The sequence below is a fragment of the Flavihumibacter stibioxidans genome (genome assembly GCF_014332695.1).
Taxonomy (GTDB): Bacteria; Bacteroidota; Bacteroidia; order Chitinophagales; family Chitinophagaceae; genus Flavihumibacter; species Flavihumibacter stibioxidans.
The window spans coordinates 221,546-238,312 of the sequence record NZ_MBUA01000027.1 but is presented as its reverse complement, the minus strand read 5'-3'; the positions used below and the strand labels follow the sequence as shown (position 1 = coordinate 238,312).

Genomic DNA, 16,767 nt, shown 5'->3' with positions numbered 1-16,767 from the left:
GTATCAGTTGTCAAAGCGTGCAGGAATTTCAACAGGATGGATCGCCATTTTCTTACTGTTTTCAGCTGTTTCACACGCACAATCCTTATTGAACAGAATTGTAAATATTTCTGTAAATCGTCAACCTGTGCAGGAAGTATTGGAAATAGTGAGCAACCAGGGAGATTTTTATTTCAGCTACAATACCAGCATCATTAACCGGAACAGGCAGGTCAGCATTTCTGCCGGCAACCGTACCGTGCAATCCATACTGGAATATATATTTCCATCGGGGTTTGAGTTTCTGGAATCCGGCAACTATATCATCATCCGCAGGTCTCCGTTAAAAATCACCCTGGTTACGGAACAAAGCGAATCGAACGATAACATTTATCATGTTACCGGGTATGTGCGTGATGACCAGACCGGGGAACAACTGGCAGACGCCAGTGTATATGAAAAGCAGCGACTTGTTTCCTCCCTTACCAATGCGAACGGTTATTTCAGCATCCGGCTCAAATCCAGGTACAAAAAAGCTGCTCTGACCGTCAGTAAAGAATTTTACCAGGACACGACGGTTCCCATACAGGCCGGGTATGACCAGCAATTAAGCATTACTCTTAGCCCGGCTGAAATCAGCGGCACCAATGTAATCGTTGGCCCCGGAACCTTGCCTGCACCGGACTCTGTTTATATTGCCGTACCGCAACCTGATAGCAGTACGATTTTGTATCTCTACAAAAAAATGGATTCAATCAGGGTACAACGCACCGCTATGGGGCGTTTTCTGCTTTCGTCCCGACTGCGGATACAGAGCATCAACCTGGGGAAGTTTTTTACGGCAAGGCCCGTTCAATTTTCGCTTACTCCCGGTTTGTCTTCCAACGGCCGGATGAACCCGCAGGTGGTGAATAATTTCTCCTTTAACGTTTTTGGCGGCTATTCAGGTGGCGTGAATGGTTTTGAGCTGGGAGGGCTTTTCAACCTCGACAAAAAGGACATGAAATATGCGCAGATCGGCGGATTGTTCAACCTGGTCGGCGGCAATATGAATGGTTTCCAGGTCGGCGGGCTGCAGAATACGGTACTGGATGATGCCGGCGGGCTGCAGGCAGGTGGTATCAACAATTTTGTCAGGGGACAATTCAGCGGCGTACAGGTTGGTGGCGTGGTAAATTTCACCAATAAAAACTTCGAAGGTTTGCAGATTGGCGGTGTGGGCAATATTACCGGAAACAATATGAGCGGGGTGCAGATCGGTGGTGTATTTAACTATGCCAAAAGATTGAAAGGTGTCCAGATTGGCCTTATAAATATTTCCGACAGTTCAGAAGGTTACAGCATAGGCCTGATCAACGTAGTCTTCAGGGGATATCACAAACTGGCTTTTTACAGCAACGAAGTCCTGCCTTTCAATGCCGCATTCAAAACCGGCAACCATAAATTATACAGTATCCTGCTGGGCGGAGCCAATCCTGATACCAGTAACAAAATATTTTCTTTTGGATACGGGATTGGCCGGGAATGGAAGCTGGGCAAATCCCTTGCTCTTAATTTTGAGCTGAATTCCCAATACCTGTACATGGGATCATGGGACTACCTGAACCTGCTGAACAGGGCCACATTCAGCCTGCAATTCCGCATCGGAAAATACTTTGGCATCTATGCCGGACCGGCATACAATGTTTTCATATCTGACCAGGACAGAAAAGTTGCAGGTTACAGGTACCCTGTACCGGGAGGCTCCCTCCAATCAAACAGCCTGGGCGGAAACCGTAGCGGCTGGCTGGGCTGGCAGGCAGGATTTCATTTTTTTTAGCGAAACTTATCATGACTCAATAGGGGTAAATCCTTCGCTCGTTGTCGAACCTGCAAAAGACGATTTTTATGACAAGCAGATTGAGATTAACCCTTATCCTTTCTTTTCTTATTTTTTGTATGCCCGCTGTTTTATGGTCACAGGCAACACAAACCCTGCGCGGCCAGGTTACGGACCAGTTGTTGCAGAAACCACTGGCAGGCGCCACAGTGGCATTACCTGGTCAAAACAAATCAACCATCACTGATGAACAGGGAAATTTCCGATTCATCCATGTTCCGATCGGTTTACAGCAAATACGGGTAAGTCATGCCGGTTATAAACCGGCACAGCTGGATAATATTACCCTCATATCGGGTAAGGAGCAGGTATTGAATATTTCCCTCGAACTGGATGTGCAGGTCCAGGAAGAAGTGGTGGTAAAAGCCAGGGGAGTAAGAAACAGGCCGCTCAATGAGCTGAGCCTGGTAAGTGCCCGTGCATTTTCCGTGGAAGAAACACAGCGATATGCTGCAGCAGTTAATGATCCGCTCAGGATGTCGACCAGTTTTGCGGGTGTGGTGGCCGCTGATGATGGCAATAACCATATTGTTATCCGTGGAAATTCTCCTGCTGGCATGTTGTGGCGGATGGAAGGGGTGGATATCCCCAATCCAAACCATTACGCGGTTACAGGTGGAAGCGGAGGCGGAATTTCCATCCTTAGTTCACAATTACTGGCGAACTCTGATTTCGTAACCGGTGCTTTTGCAGCAGAATATGGAAATGCACTCAGCGGTGTATTTGACCTCCGTTTACGGAAAGGGAACAATGAGAAAAGGGAATATGCATTCCAGGCGGGTGTACTGGGACTTAACCTTGCAGCAGAAGGCCCTTTTTCCAAAAACTACAAAGGATCCTACCTGGTAAACTACCGCTATTCCACCCTCGGATTACTGATCAAAATGGGACTGGACATGCCTGGTGGTGCAACCACCAATTTCCAGGACCTTTCCTATAATGTTTACCTGCCCACCAAAAAAGCAGGCACATTTACCCTGTTTGGATTTGGCGGCTTAAGTGACCAGAAGTTCAATCCTGAAAAGGATGTAACGAAATGGGAAGAGGAGATTGATCGTAAAAGCGGGGTATTCAAAGGAAATACCGGCGCGGCAGGGTTCACCCATTCCATTCGCCTGGGCGGAAACTCGTCCCTGAAATCAGCCCTTGTTTTTTCAGGCCAGGAAAACGGATACAATGAAAAATACCTGGAGCAGCAGGACAGCATTGTCAATACTTTCAATGCAGGCTACCTGACGAAGAAAATCACCCTGTCCACCACATTAAACCAACAGGTCAGCCGCAGGCATTCCTTAAGAGCGGGCATCATACTGAACCAGATCAACTTCAGGTATGAACAGAAATCACGTGACCAGCCGGGTGAGGAAGCTGAGCAAAAACTGGATATAAGGGACAATACACAAACAGTACAGGCATTTACGCAGTGGAGTTTCAAAGCGGGGAATCGGTTAAACATAACCGGTGGATTGCATTTCCTGTACCTTAACCTGAACAAATCCGCAGCACTGGAGCCAAGGGCAGCCATTAAGTGGGATGCGAACAACCGAAACAGTTTCAGTGCAGGGTATGGATTGCACAGCCAGATCCAGCCAATGGGTGTTTACTTTGCCAGGACGCCGCAGAATGGTAACTGGACCGAACCCAACAGGAAACTGGGAATGACCAGGTCGCATCATTTCGTTCTTGCCTGGAACAGGCAACTGGCAAAGGGGTTGAAACTGAAGACCGAACTATATTACCAGCACCTGCTCAATGTACCGGTGAGCATTTATGATACCAGTAGTTATTCCAGTATTAATATGATCGCGGGATTTATGACCGAAGCCCTGGAAAACAAAGGCAAGGGTAAAAACTACGGGCTGGAAATATCACTGGAAAAGCAATTGCGGAATTATTTCTATTTCCTGTTATCAAACTCACTCTACCAGTCTAAATATACAGGCGCGGATGGCATTGAAAGGAATACACGCTTCAATGGCAATTTCGCAAATACTTTTACGGCAGGTAAAGAGTTTGTGCACCACAGTAATAAAAGAAGTATCGGAATCAATATAAAAACTGTTTATGCAGGAGGCTATCGGACCACTCCTATAGATCTTCAGGCATCTATCAATGAAGGATACACGAAGTATGTGGAATCAAAGGCATATTCCGGGAGAATCCCTGGCTACTTTCGCACAGACCTGCGCCTCAGCCTGAAAATGAACAAGCCGGGATATACCAGCACCTTTTCGCTGGATATCCAGAATCTGACCAACAGGAAAAATGTGTATGATTATTTCTTCGATCGCCACAAAGGTGAAGTCGTCACCTATTACCAGACAGGGATCATTCCGGTGTTTAATTACAAAATAGAATTCTGACTTTTTAAATAATTATAATATGAAATCAGCTAATGCATTCTTACTGTTATTTTTCAGCGGGCTGTTGATATTAGCCAGCTCCTGTTCAAAAATAAATGGCGAAGGGCCGGTAGTAAGCGAAGAAAGGTTTGTAACCAATTTCTCTACTCTTCACTTTGGCACGGGGGGCAACCTGTATTATGAACCTTCCAGTGAATTCAGTCTGGAAATCAGGGCGCAGAAAAACATCCTCGACGTGATTGAGACATATGTCTCCAACAATGAACTGAAAATCAAGATCAGGGATAATACCGTTATCCATTCGCATGACCCCATCACGGTTTACCTGAAAGCGCCTGACCTTGAAGGCATGTACATAAATGGGTCAGGAGATATTTTCGTGCAGCAGGCGATCAGTCCGGACAGATTGAAACTGGAGACAAATGGATCAGGAAAGATTGACCTGGCAAAGGTTTCCACCGGACTCCTGGAAACCAGGGTAAACGGTTCGGGCGATATTATTGTGCGCAACGGATCGGCCACTGAAGAAAACTGCCGGATCAGTGGCAGTGGCGACATCCACCTGCTGGGGCTGGAAGCAGAAACTTCCTATACACAAACCAGCGGTTCCGGTGATATCTCCCTTTGGGTAAATGATTTACTTGACTGCCAGATATCCGGAAGCGGAATGGTAAAATATAAAGGCAGTCCACAGGTGAAAGTAAAAATATCCGGATCAGGCAGAGTGGTTCCATGGTAAAAGTCAAATCCGCAACCAGACAGGATAAATTTATTCAGGAAAACGGATAAATAACGAACTTTAAACGGGCATTATAACGATGCCCGTTTTTTACATGAAAAGATCCATCATCACTGGTACCGGTAAATTTATCCCGCACCAGGTCAAGAAGAATAGCGAATTCGGGATTTATGTTTTTTATTCTGATGACCAGAAAAGAATAGAGACACCCTCTCCGGTTATTGCCGATAAATTCCGCCAGATCACAGGAATTGAGGAAAGGCGTTATGCCGAGCCCGGATTAACCGCCTCCGGGATGGCGGCCGAAGCGGCCAAACAGGCCATTGCCGACAGTGGTATTGACCCCGAAACCCTCGACCAGATCATAGTTGCCCACAATTATGGCGACATCGATACCGGGAATATCCAAAGTGATACCGTACCCTCGCTTGCTTCCAGGGTAAAACACCAATTGGGTATCCGTAACCCTGATTGTGTAGCCTATGATATTCTTTTCGGTTGTCCGGGGTGGTTACAGGGCGTAATCCAGGCTGACCTCTATAACAAAGCCGGCGCAGCCACCCGCAGTCTTATAATAGGCACAGAAACACTGTCGAGGGTAATTGACATACACGACCGCGACAGTATGATCTTCGCGGATGGAGCCGGCGCCTGTATAATCGAGTTTAAGGAAACCCCCGAATCCGGCAGCGGCATCCTGGGTGCGGCGGCACAATCAGATTGCGGGCCTGAACTGGGCTTCATTGATTTCGGCCCCTCCTATGGCCCCGATTCCGATGAACATCACCGATACATCAAAATGAAAGGCAGGAAAGTGTATGAATATGCCATTTCAAAAGTACCTGTGGCCATGAAAGCCTGTATGGATAAAAGCGGCGTGGCAATTGACCAGCTTAAAAAAATATTCATCCACCAGGCCAATGAAAAAATGGATGAAGTGATTATCCGGAATTTTTATAAACTATACGACCGGCAAACAATACCTGACCAGGTCATGCCCATGAGCATTCAATGGCTCGGTAACAGTTCCGTAGCCACCATCCCTACCCTGTTCGATCTTGTCAGAAAAGGTGAATTACCTGACCACGAACTGCAGCCGGGTGATATTATAATGTTTGCCTCAGTTGGTGCGGGCATGAACATAAATGCTGTATGTTACAGGTATTAATAATAGGTGGAGGTCCGATCGGACTGGCCTGTGCGCTGGAAGCAGCCAAAGCAAAACTTGATTACCTGGTGCTGGAAAAGGGGTGCCTGGTAAACTCGCTGTACAACTATCCCTCAAACATGACCTTTTTCTCTACTTCAGAACGACTGGAAATCGGGAAAGTACCGTTTGTATCCAACAACCCAAAACCCACCCGTGCTGAAGCCCTGGAATACTATCGCCGCGTGGCAGTAAGCCATGGTGTCAATATCCGCTTATTCGAAGAAGTGAAGGCGATCAAAAAATCCGGTAAAGGATTTACGGTTACATCTTCCAAAGAAAAATACAGTGCCGATAACATTATAATAGCAACCGGCTTTTACGATATTCCCTTCAAACTGAATGTGCCCGGGGAAGACCTGCCCAAAGTGACACATTATTACAAAGACCCTCATTTTTATGCCTTCCAGAAAGTGGTGGTCATCGGCGCCCAGAACTCGGCCGTTGATGCTGCGCTTGAAACCTGGCGCAAAGGAGCGGAGGTTACCATGGTGGTAAGGCAGCCTGAAATTGGGCAGCGGGTAAAATACTGGGTTCGCCCCGATATCATCAACCGGATTAAGGAAGGATCCATCAAAGCATATTTCAACAGTTCTGTTTCGTCTATACGCGACCGTGAAATAGATATTAATACGCCTGATGGAATGGTTACAATAGAGAACGACTGGGTAATTGCCATGACGGGTTATGAACCGAACCTGGAATTCCTGAAAAAGACCGGCATCAGGCTGTCAAAGGATTCCAGCCACAAGCCCGAATACAATGAAAAAACGCACCAGACCAATATTCCCGGCATCTACCTGGCAGGGGTTATATGCGGCGGCATGGACACCCACAGCCTTTTTATTGAAAATTCCAGGATCCATGCAAAACGGATCATTGCAGATATCAGGAAGCATAAGAAGGCTGATCCTGTTACATAAACGAAGAAGCCAGCAAAACCAGCAGCAGGCCGGCAATGGAAACAATTGATTCCATGATGGTCCAGGAAAGCAGGGTTTCCTTTACTGTCAGCCCGAAATATTCCTTGAACATCCAGAATCCGGTATCATTAACATGTGAGCAGAACACACTTCCTGCGCCAACAGACAACACCATCCATTCAGGCGACACCCCTCCTGCCGCCACCAGGGGTGCCAGGATACCTGCAGCTGTCAGTCCCGCGATGGTAGCTGAACCAATCACCACCCTGATGGTGGCAGCCACCAGCCAGCCTGCCACGAGCGGAGGAAAGGAATTCGCAGTTGCAAAGCCCGCCACTTCATTTGCCACGCCGGTTACGGTAAGCACCTCCTTGAAAGCACCACCCGCCGCGATTACCATCATTATCATGGCAATGCTTTCTATGGCCGAACTGTAATATCCCATAACAGTGGTGATGGTTTTACCCTTCCTGATGCCCAGGAAATAGCCTGCCAGCAAAGCCGATATAAACATGGCAAATACCGGATCACCGATGGCCGCCAGGAATTTTGCCACCCGTTGTTCGGGATTAAGAAGCGGCAGTAAACCGGCCGGAACGGCGATCAGTAATACAGGCAATAGCGCCACCATGATGCTGGTTGTGGCACCGGGCAGGTTCTTTTCTTCTACAGCGAGTTCCGATGGCGGTGCCATGGTGCCATGGTGCCGGAACCGCCTGCCAAACAGGATGCCCGCCATCCACAGGATGGGAATGGAAATGATCAATCCATACAGGATCGTTTTCCCGACAGATGCTTTAAAGATAGCGGCCAATCCAACCGGTCCGGGATGCGGTGGCAGGAAGCCGTGAGTAACCGAAAGTGACGCAACCATCGGAATCGCCACATACAATATGGGAACACCGGCACTGGCAGCGATCGTAAAAATAAAAGGAACCAGGATCACAAATCCGGCATTGTAAAACAAGGGTATGCCCACCAGGAAGCCCATGAACAACACGGCCCATTGCAAATTGCCGGCACCGAATTTTTTCATGAGATAGCGGCTGATCACGGCGGCAGCCCCGCTTTTTTCGAGCAACTTCCCCTGCATGGCACCCAGGCACAGTATCAGGGCCATGCTGCCCAGGATGCTGCCCACTCCGTCCTGGACAGCCTTCATCAATTTTGGGAAGGGCAGGCCATACATAGCCCCAACCATCAGGGTAACTAGCAGCAGGGCAATAAAGGGACTTACTTTACGGATGGTTAACAACAGCAAAACAAGGATGGCGACAACAATAATTACAACTGACATAGGCGAAGAAATCGTTCGTAGTTTCTGAAATATGTATTTTTTGTTTGTACTTCCGGGTGATATACTTCTCCCCTGTCATCTGAAAGAGCCGGAAAGTCCTCCCAACGCCGTATCATACCCACGGCCTTCATTCCAACGGCTACCGCACCCAGCGCCGAGGCATCGGCATCATCCCTTATTACCAGGGGTCTTTCAAGGATATCTGCCATAACCTGCACCCACCACTTGCTGCCTGTAAAACCGCCACTTGCATAGACTTCACGGACAGGTCCATGCGCCGCTTCCAGTTTTTCAAGCAGTACCCTGAATGAAAAACAGATGCCTTCTATAATGGATCTTTTAAAATGGGATTGGCCATGTGTATTCTTCACCCCGGCAAAAATACCGGTTGCCTCCGCGTCCCAAACCGGGGCCCTCTCTCCCCCAAACCAGGGGAGACAAACAAGGCCATCACAGCCAGGTATAACCGAAGCAGCCGAAGTCGTAAACTTTTCCAATGCTGTTGGCAGGTCATCAGGCAGCTCCATCACCTGGCGCTGCCACCATTGCAAAACGATCCCGCCATTATTGATTGCCCCTCCTGAAACGGAATGTTCCTGGTCAAGATGGTAGGTAAATAACTCCCTGTTCCTGTCCACGGTAAAATCCGGAATGGTAACCCTGATGGCACCACTGGTGCCGATTGTCAATGCAGCAACTCCCTTCGCCAATGCGCCACTGCCCAGTTGGGCCAGTACGCCATCGCTGCCACCGATCACCCAGCGTGTAGTTTCCGGCAGGCTGCAGGCAGCCGCAAACCCGGTAGGGCTGGCACTGACAATGTGTGTTACCGGTACAGGTGCAGCCAGCTGGTCCAAACGCAGTCCGGCAATTTCCATTGCATCCGGATGCCAGTGCATTGTCTTCTGAGAAAACAATCCGGTTGCGGATGCAATGCTGTGATCTGCTTCCCAGCGACCGGTAACCTGGTACCATATAAATTCCTTAATGCCGGTGGCTTTAAAAGCCCCTGCCAGTAACTTGGGTGAAGAACGTTTCATCCATGCCAGCTTGCATAAGGGCGACATGGGGTGGAATGGGGTGCCTGTTTCAAAGAAAAGTTGCTGAACCAGCGGGTCATTTTCCAGTTCCCGCACTACGGGCTGGCTGCTGGTATCTGCCCAGGTATATAAGGGAGTCTGGGGTTCTGCTGCTTCATTCAGCAATACCAGGCTGTGCATGGCAGTACTGAATGTAACCACCAGTTCCTGGCCTGTAAAAACCCCGGTCTCCGCTGCTTTTTTTAACAAAGTGCGTACCGCCTCCAGGATCTCAGCACAGTCAAGGGTATCACCAAATCCTTTGGTGTAGCCTTTTTTAGCCTGGAAAAGGATATTAATGGCAGGGTCGCAAACAATGAGTTTGGTATGGGTAGTCCCGATATCTAGACCCGCAAATAATGGCATAAGCAGCTTTACTGAGCCGAATATAAGGATTCATTGCGAGGCCCCTCAAAGTTCATTACGTCAAGCGGAAAATAACGGGTCTTTCTTTTGTTCAACAATAATTGCTCTTTCAGGTAGGTGGCACCCGCTTCCAGGTTTCGCCCGTCCCTGGCATCATAATCCGTGAGCACCAGGTCGGATGCTTCTTTTACGGCCATATCAGGCTCATCGAGGTAATAATAAAGTTTGGCCAGCAGGTAATGGGTGGCATACCTCATCTTCCGGTCTCCCTTGCTGCTGCCGCTGTAATCCTTTTTCAATTTTTCAAAATAGGCAATGGCGGGTTTTACTTCCATCCTCACCTGGTCTAATGGCTCATTGGGATTCAGTTTAAAAAGGGCATTTTTGATGATGGACCAGTTTGAACGAAAACGGTCATATTCAGGGTGCCTGCGGTTACCCAGCAGCCATACATCTTCATTTGACCGCCGGTCTGCATATCCGTATTGTTCGGTTAAAGTATTGGATAAACCGTTTATCGTACGATACAGGACATCCCTGCTCACCTGGGTGGTAATAGTGAACATATTCAGGAAAATATTTGCCGCTGCCGCCCTGCTGCCAAACTCTGTCCCCCGGTAAGTGTGTTGGTTAGAACGGGATACCAACTGGTATTGCTGCATCTGCCTTCCTTTGTAATCCTTCACCATCACATGGGCTGCATACGTGTAGGTTAGAACAGGGGCATACCAGTTCTTACGGCTGACGATATTCCCATTCTTGTCCTTTTTGACTTCCTCCCGGGTGGTAACATCTGTTTTCATGATGATCAGGTCTTCCATTTTCAGGTGCACGGAAATATGGGCCAATCCATCGAGCCTGCGCCAGCCCTCAATTTCAAGCATATGCTGCGGCTGGTCATTGGGGTTAACCACTTTCATTAGCGGGCCTGTTTCGCAGGTAAAATTGTAGGTATGATAGGAGGTGTCGATCTGCACCCTGGGTAATACCCGGTAGAGCACCGAAAAATTGTAGCGGTCGAGATCAACTTTCTGGGCATGAGCCGCGCCTGCCAAAAGCAGTACGACCCCTAAAAGCCTGATTTTTTGCATGATACAGGATTTGGATCCAGTCTATAACGTCCCGACCGCTATTTTATTCTATTTCCGCTTTTTGCCAAATGCGTTCAGGAAGGTCGATTCGAAGCTGAGGAAATAATTATTGCGGGCTATACGGTCCATATTACCGCCTGCTTCAAAGCGTGCACCCAGGTTCAGCTTGGAGGAACTATTGAAAATCAGCTGCAAGGCCGGCGCCACATCCATGTAATACATTCCCCGCTCGAGCCCCTTCATTCCCAGAAGTTCCACATACAGGTTCAGGTTGACCTGTTCATAATCCGAATAATTTCGGGGAAAGAGCAGGTAGCCGGCCGACAGGCTGTAGTTGAACGCGTTCTGGTCGTGCATGGCACCATGGACTGTCCCGAATTTTTCATCAAAAACCCGCATGAGGCTGGCAGTTCCAGAAACTGCCAGCTTATTTACCAGCTGCGTGCCGATGATCCCCGCCTGGATACCGCTGTTGTCGCCATCAAGGTTCATCTCATCAAATACCAGGTCATTCCTTGAATAAGCGCCATCCACAAAGGCTGCCATCCGAAAATGGCGGTGAATGCCATCCTGTGAATAAAACCGCCATTTCAGGTATCCCTTCACAGATTCCCAGCGAAGCCTGTCCGAATAAAAATCCGAGAAACTGGTACTGGCCCGGAACATCAGGCTCTTGCTGATACCGGCCATCAGTTCCGGCATATAACGCTGGTTCAGTTTACCTGTAAGCTGATTGTCAGCCAGCCGCATGGTCAGCTTGGCGCTGAGAGATTTTGCCGGCACATTGGAAGCAGGGTCCGAGAAAATATATAATTCCTGTGACCGGGTAATTGTTGCCAAGCACAGCATCCACCCGGTAATCCATATCTTTCTTTTCATTTGAATTTATTGCAGGGCTTGTTGCAGGTATTTTTCCAGCTCAACCTGGGTAGGGTCAATCGAGATGATCCTGCCGTCTTTATCCAACAGGAATGAAGTGGGCAGTTGTTCTATTCCCCAGGCAAGTGCGTTGGGCGCATTCCAGCCCGCCTCATTCACCTGCCACCATTTGATCCTGTCGGTTGCAACTGCTTTTTGCCAGTCAGCAGGATCCTCATCCAGGCTGATGCCATAGATCTCAAATCCTTTTGACTGGTATTTCCTGTACAGGGGAACCATTTGCCTGTTCGATTTCCTGCAGGGAACACACCAACTGGCCCAGAAATCGACCAGCACAACTTTTCCTTTGAGGGATGAAAGCGTTTTCAGCCGGCCTTCTTTGTCTTTTAGCACAATCTCCGGGGCCTGGCTGCCTATTTTCGGTTGTGCATTAGCGGTAGCGAAAAAAACCACCGACAACATGCCCAAAATGAATGTTTTCATGTAATGATAATGCCCACCCCTAACGGGTGGGCCTTATTTAAATGGTTACGTGATAAATACGGGTTCCACCGCTTACACCGTCTTTTGCACAACAGTCCCCGGCCTTGCCGGTCTGTACGCAACTCATGTTGCTGGACTTGCTGTATTTTTTGAATTCCTTTGCACCAAGGAAATTCCTGTCAACGATAGTGACCTGCTGCTCACCATCCAATACCCGGTTGGCCACTGATAAAAAATGATAGGTCTTGCCATTGATGGTGGCATGGGTGTCATTTTTTATGGCCACCTGGCTGAAACTGCCGGTAAGCTGCAATTTAGAAACAGAGAAGCCCGCGTCTTCCACTCCTTTCCGAATGGCATCAATATCAACATCAGAACCGTCTTTGAATACGATTCCGAAACTGGATGATTTAATATCAGCCTTTACGGAAGAAACAAACGGGAGTTGTTCCAGCGATTTATTAATGGCTTTTGTACAAAGGGCACAGGTGAGTCCGCTGGCCTGGAGGGTAGCTTTAGTGAATTGCGCGCCGGCGCTATATCCTGACAATACAATTGCCAGGACCATTATGAGATTCTTCATGTTTTTCAGTTAGGATTTACAACAGGATTTGTCTTTGCAGCAACCGTCTTCTTTTTTGCATTCGGTACCGGCTTTACAGGTTCCGTCCTTGCAACAGGTATCCTTGCAATCGCCTTTCTGGCAGCAGGCTGCTTTTTCGGTAACGGCGGCTGCTTCTTTGCGATCGTATTTGCAACAGCCGTGAAGGTTATCGTAAGCGGAATTGTCAGCAGTGAACTTTTCAGTATCATATCCTGCAGCCGCAATGGCCTGCTGGATCTTATCGGAGCTGGTTTTCCTGCCTTTGTAGGTCAGGGCAAGTTGTTTGGATTCCTCATTCCAGCTGGCAGTACTGGCACCGGCTGATTTTGCAGCAGTTTCGATGGTCTTTTTACACATGCCGCAATTGCCCCATACCTTGATGGTTTCCTTGTTGGTTCCGCTGTTCTGGCCAAAACTAAAAGTGGAAAGTAATATAAAAGCAAGCGTGCTTAATAATGAAAGCGATTTCATGATTTGAGAATTTTAGATGGAATAAAAATGATTCAATGGCTGAAAGCCATTAGAAAAAGGTCACACAGGGGAGTGACTTTCTCAAATCCTGTATATGCAAAGCAATTCCTGTTTCGAGGGTGACACAGCCGGCGGTGGGGCGTTTGCCCTGCCGGAATAATCCGGGTGAAGATAAACCGTCTGCTGGTACAACTCAGGCCATTGCAAAGTGGTAAGTATGGCCACCGGCGCATCGAGTACAAACTGCAGGGTGGCTGGTTTTTGGTCGGAAGATACCTTTACCAGTTTGTATTCATCCTTGCAACAATGGTTTCCTTCATCATTTTTATCCATACCGCATTTCCCGCATTGGTCCTCCTCATCTTCTCCGATCCAGGCAATACCCGTTTCGGCGATGCGGCCCATGCAATGGTGTACCTCCAGCAGCAAACCACTGGAAACCAGTAAATACAGGAACGAGAGTGATATGGTAAAAATCTTTTTCAACAGGACAAAATTAGCAGGGAATTTGAATTATCCAAGTCTGCAACTGTTAAAACCCGCCAGGCTGCTGTTAATTGACAAAACTCCAGAAGATCCCGATGCGGATCTGCAGGCCCGGATAAGCGTAACCGGGTGCAGCCGGATTGTTATTGGTAAAACCAAAAACGCCGTCTTTTGCCCGCACGGTATTGATGTTTTCTGCCCTCACATAAGCAGCAAAACTCCTGATCCTGAAATGCACATATGCAGCGATATCGGGAAGGTTCATACTAACCGTTTGGGAGTTCTGGTAAAAAAAGCGGCTTAACAGCGGTGAATACTGGTCTGCTTTATAGGAAGTATAATATCTTCCTTCAAGGCCGGTGGCAAAGCGGAGGTTTTTAAACCCAAGTGTTCCCTCATAGCCAAATCGCTGGTGGGTGAAAAACAAAGGCAGGTTAAGGGGAGCGTTTCCGGCTTTTTGCTGCATCTGTAACCTTACCATCCAATGCCAGCGCTTACCCACACGGAAGGTTTTTTGCCCACCCAGCTCCAATACATTGAATAATCCGGATGACTGGCCCGCTTTGTAATACTCGTAGAAATAGGTATAGTTGCTGACCAGGAAATAACTGGCTGCGATCCTCCAGCGGCCTTCATCGTTTTCTATGGCGCCGAAGATCCGGGTGATATTCTCTTTATTGAATGCAGGCTGGTTGCCGAAGCTGAAACTGCCCGCATTGTCAAATATAAATGAAGGGGTCCGGTTCACATTCTGCATACCAACCTGTATGGCGCCCAGTTTTTTACTGATCACTCTTTTAAGGCTGCCGCTTACATCAAAGTCCGCGTTGTTGAATCCCGCGAGGTAAAACCTCCCATTCGCTTCCAGGTCCCACTTTTTGTTTTTTGTCTTGTTGCGGTATTCACCATGCAAAAACATGTTGTAATAGGTTCGTTTCCCGTCCGTGAACAACCCGCTCAGATTCTGCAGCGAAATGCCCGCTTTGAGGAATTGCTGTGGATTTTTGTCATCCGGAAAACTGTAAAGGGAGAAATCATTCACCAACTCATTCCACTCCTCTTCTATATTGAAATCATTCTGCGGTGTCAGCAGGAAATTATAATTCTTCACATAGAATGGGGTGTCGGGGCGTGAATCATAGTACCTGAAACGATACCGGTTATATTGAATGGTATGTTCCATCCTGAATTTCGGATAGAACAACTGTATTACGGTAGAATCTGTTACAAGGGAATCCTTTTTACCCAGGTCATATTGCTGGCGCAGAAAAAAATTACTATAACGCTGACGGTTACCCGTATTTAGCTTGCTGTTCAGGAAACTGGTACCTGCCTGCACATAATCCCCCAACTGAACCGGGATCGTACTTCTTTCCTTGTAGGTGGTAAGATTATTGAGGTAATCCTGGTCATTTTTAATACCACCGTTTTCATTGGACTGCATGGAGTTGCCCATGGCGATAAAATAAAGATGGTAGCGCCGGTTCCTGGACTGGTAATCGCTGTTGAACAGGTAACTGTTGTGGTTGGTGTTCTGGTTCTTGAAAAAACCGGGTGCATTGATCAGCCGGTATTGAAAAGCGAAGTTCCAGTTGGGCTTGATATTCTGTGTATGCAGCAGATGGATCATCTGTTCTGATCGGCTGCCCAACAGGTAACCCATCTCAGAATACGGCCTGGTAGTCTGGAAAAATCTGACCTTATCGATGCCCAGCTTATACACATCGAAAGCATGAAAACCATGATCCCATCCACTGACCATCCTTGGTGCAAACCCGTATGGACGGGCTGCAGTTCCCAGGTTACCGAGGGATGTATAATCTACCGGCAACGGGTATCGCGCATAAAAGTCAACAATAGAGGAATCGAGCATCTGCAGGCGTGAGGTATCGAGATACCGGTAACGGATCGTGATGGAATCCTCGTTACTGTCGCGCCGCTTCAGGCTGTCCTGCCCTTTTGAACCGCCAGCCCCCATCCTGCCCATGCCCCTCAAACGCCCCATAGGGTCCTGCGCCAAAACGGGCAGGGTTATTACCATGAGTACCAACGAGAATATATATGCGCTTTTTCTCAAGATCAGATTGCTTGAACCAGTTGCTTAAAAATTGCCGTCAGTTTGGGCTCAGCAGCTGCGGCCGCTTCCAGCACCTCCTGGTGGGTGATTATATTTTCCTCTTCGCGTATGCCCAAATCCGTGATGACGCTGATGGCAAAAACTTCTACCCCCATATGCCTTGCTACAATCACTTCCTGCACCGTACTCATTCCAACTGCATCTGCCCCAAGAATGTGCAGCAATTTGTATTCGGCACGGGTTTCGAAAGTAGGTCCGGTTACACCCGCATATACACCCTGGTGCAATTCAATCCCCAGCTGGCCACCGATTCCAACTGCTGTTTCAATGAGTTTTTTGTTATAGGGTTCACTCATATCCGGAAAACGGGGACCGAGTCCGGATTCATTTTTTCCGATCAGCGGGTTAACCGTAAACAAACTGATCTGGTCCCGGATGATCATCAGGTCCCCCACTTTAAAATCAGTATTCATGCCACCGGCAGCATTGCTCAGCAGCAGGGTCTGCACGCCCAGTAATTTCATCACCCTTATCGGATAAGCTACTTCACTGGCAGAATAACCTTCATAAAAATGGAACCTGCCGGCCATGGCCACTACTTTCTTCCCCCCCATTTCGCCAAAGATCATTTTACCACTATGCCCCTCTACAGTTGATACCGGGAAATGCGGCAACTCGCTGTATGGGATCTCTTTCTCCACGGTCATCTCGCCCACCAGGTTACCCAGGCCACTGCCTAATACAATCCCCACAACAGGTGATGCAGGGTATGCTGCCCTGATATATTGAACCGTTTCTTCCAGTCTTTTCATCAATTCTGACATAAATGAAGTTTTAATAGTTA

The 16,767-nt window shown here is 48.0% G+C and carries 15 protein-coding genes; 5 read left to right on the top strand and 10 right to left on the bottom strand.

Annotation, left to right across the window (positions count from 1 at the left end):
* Window positions 1-127: 127 nt before the first annotated feature.
* The 5 genes from BC349_RS14865 to BC349_RS14845 all read left to right on the top strand — a co-directional run bounded on the left by BC349_RS14865 (window position 128) and on the right by BC349_RS14845 (window position 7,090).
* Window positions 128-1,798 (top strand): LA_2272 family surface repeat-containing protein, encoded by a 1,671-nt coding sequence (locus BC349_RS14865; protein WP_187257561.1) that lies wholly within the window; start codon window positions 128-130, stop codon window positions 1,796-1,798.
* A gap of 119 nt (window positions 1,799-1,917) precedes the next feature.
* Complete coding sequence (locus tag BC349_RS14860) at window positions 1,918-4,221, top strand: TonB-dependent receptor (protein ID WP_222840194.1); 2,304 nt, start codon at window positions 1,918-1,920, stop codon at window positions 4,219-4,221.
* 19 nt (window positions 4,222-4,240) lie between these two features.
* Complete coding sequence (locus tag BC349_RS14855; protein ID WP_187257559.1) at window positions 4,241-4,960, top strand: head GIN domain-containing protein; 720 nt, start codon at window positions 4,241-4,243, stop codon at window positions 4,958-4,960.
* Between the two features lie 94 nt (window positions 4,961-5,054).
* Entirely contained in the window at window positions 5,055-6,128 is a 1,074-nt protein-coding gene (locus tag BC349_RS14850; RefSeq protein WP_187257558.1) for a 3-oxoacyl-ACP synthase III family protein, read from the top strand.
* Complete coding sequence (locus tag BC349_RS14845) at window positions 6,113-7,090, top strand: YpdA family putative bacillithiol disulfide reductase (RefSeq protein WP_187257557.1); 978 nt, start codon at window positions 6,113-6,115, stop codon at window positions 7,088-7,090. The genes BC349_RS14850 and BC349_RS14845 overlap by 16 nt, the downstream gene beginning before the upstream one ends.
* Here the strand turns inward: BC349_RS14845 and BC349_RS14840 are convergent.
* From BC349_RS14840 to BC349_RS14795, 10 genes are all read right to left on the bottom strand, one after another.
* Complete coding sequence (locus tag BC349_RS14840; RefSeq protein WP_187257556.1) at window positions 7,083-8,387, bottom strand: GntT/GntP/DsdX family permease; 1,305 nt, start codon at window positions 8,385-8,387, stop codon at window positions 7,083-7,085. The genes BC349_RS14845 and BC349_RS14840 overlap by 8 nt on opposite strands.
* Complete coding sequence (locus tag BC349_RS14835) at window positions 8,375-9,832, bottom strand: gluconokinase (protein WP_187257555.1); 1,458 nt, start codon at window positions 9,830-9,832, stop codon at window positions 8,375-8,377. Before BC349_RS14835 ends, BC349_RS14840 begins: the two co-directional genes overlap by 13 nt.
* 8 nt (window positions 9,833-9,840) lie before the next feature.
* Window positions 9,841-10,923, bottom strand: coding sequence for a hypothetical protein (locus BC349_RS14830; protein WP_187257554.1), 1,083 nt, complete (start codon window positions 10,921-10,923; stop codon window positions 9,841-9,843).
* Window positions 10,924-10,971: 48 nt separating this feature from the next.
* Window positions 10,972-11,802, bottom strand: a complete 831-nt coding sequence (locus BC349_RS14825; protein WP_187257553.1) for a hypothetical protein — start codon at window positions 11,800-11,802, stop codon at window positions 10,972-10,974.
* 6 nt (window positions 11,803-11,808) lie between these two features.
* A complete protein-coding gene (locus BC349_RS14820; protein ID WP_187257552.1) occupies window positions 11,809-12,285 on the bottom strand; it encodes a TlpA family protein disulfide reductase in 477 nt (158 codons plus the stop codon).
* Between the two features lie 37 nt (window positions 12,286-12,322).
* A complete protein-coding gene (locus BC349_RS14815) occupies window positions 12,323-12,868 on the bottom strand; it encodes a heavy-metal-associated domain-containing protein (protein ID WP_187257551.1) in 546 nt (181 codons plus the stop codon).
* A 9-nt stretch (window positions 12,869-12,877) separates the two neighbouring features.
* Window positions 12,878-13,360 carry a heavy-metal-associated domain-containing protein gene (locus BC349_RS14810; RefSeq protein WP_187257550.1) on the bottom strand — a complete coding sequence of 161 codons (483 nt, stop codon included), beginning with the start codon at window positions 13,358-13,360 and terminating at the stop codon, window positions 12,878-12,880.
* Between the two features lie 81 nt (window positions 13,361-13,441).
* The gene (locus BC349_RS14805) at window positions 13,442-13,846 is read right to left on the bottom strand and encodes an HYC_CC_PP family protein (protein WP_187257549.1); all 405 of its coding nucleotides are present in this window, start codon (window positions 13,844-13,846) and stop codon (window positions 13,442-13,444) included.
* Window positions 13,847-13,913: 67 nt separating this feature from the next.
* Window positions 13,914-15,923 carry a putative porin gene (locus tag BC349_RS14800; RefSeq protein WP_246456977.1) on the bottom strand — a complete coding sequence of 670 codons (2,010 nt, stop codon included), beginning with the start codon at window positions 15,921-15,923 and terminating at the stop codon, window positions 13,914-13,916.
* Between the two features lie 2 nt (window positions 15,924-15,925).
* Window positions 15,926-16,747, bottom strand: a complete 822-nt coding sequence (locus BC349_RS14795; RefSeq protein WP_222840193.1) for a purine-nucleoside phosphorylase — start codon at window positions 16,745-16,747, stop codon at window positions 15,926-15,928.
* Between the last annotated feature and the right edge of the window lie 20 nt (window positions 16,748-16,767).

Excerpts from the sequence above, each read along its gene's own strand:
- BC349_RS14825 (WP_187257553.1), bottom strand. The coding sequence starts at position 11,802 with ATGAAAAGAAAGATATGGATTACCGGGTGGATGCTGTGCTTGGCAACA.
- BC349_RS14810 (WP_187257550.1), bottom strand. The coding sequence starts at position 13,360 with ATGAAATCGCTTTCATTATTAAGCACGCTTGCTTTTATATTACTTTCC.
- BC349_RS14855 (WP_187257559.1), top strand. The coding sequence starts at position 4,241 with ATGAAATCAGCTAATGCATTCTTACTGTTATTTTTCAGCGGGCTGTTG.
- BC349_RS14830 (WP_187257554.1), bottom strand. The coding sequence starts at position 10,923 with ATGCAAAAAATCAGGCTTTTAGGGGTCGTACTGCTTTTGGCAGGCGCG.
- BC349_RS14850 (WP_187257558.1), top strand. The coding sequence starts at position 5,055 with ATGAAAAGATCCATCATCACTGGTACCGGTAAATTTATCCCGCACCAG.
- BC349_RS14835 (WP_187257555.1), bottom strand. The coding sequence starts at position 9,832 with ATGCCATTATTTGCGGGTCTAGATATCGGGACTACCCATACCAAACTC.
- BC349_RS14820 (WP_187257552.1), bottom strand. The coding sequence starts at position 12,285 with ATGAAAACATTCATTTTGGGCATGTTGTCGGTGGTTTTTTTCGCTACC.
- BC349_RS14845 (WP_187257557.1), top strand. The coding sequence starts at position 6,113 with ATGTTACAGGTATTAATAATAGGTGGAGGTCCGATCGGACTGGCCTGT.
- BC349_RS14795 (WP_222840193.1), bottom strand. The coding sequence starts at position 16,747 with ATGTCAGAATTGATGAAAAGACTGGAAGAAACGGTTCAATATATCAGG.
- BC349_RS14815 (WP_187257551.1), bottom strand. The coding sequence starts at position 12,868 with ATGAAGAATCTCATAATGGTCCTGGCAATTGTATTGTCAGGATATAGC.
- BC349_RS14840 (WP_187257556.1), bottom strand. The coding sequence starts at position 8,387 with ATGTCAGTTGTAATTATTGTTGTCGCCATCCTTGTTTTGCTGTTGTTA.
- BC349_RS14860 (WP_222840194.1), top strand. The coding sequence starts at position 1,918 with ATGCCCGCTGTTTTATGGTCACAGGCAACACAAACCCTGCGCGGCCAG.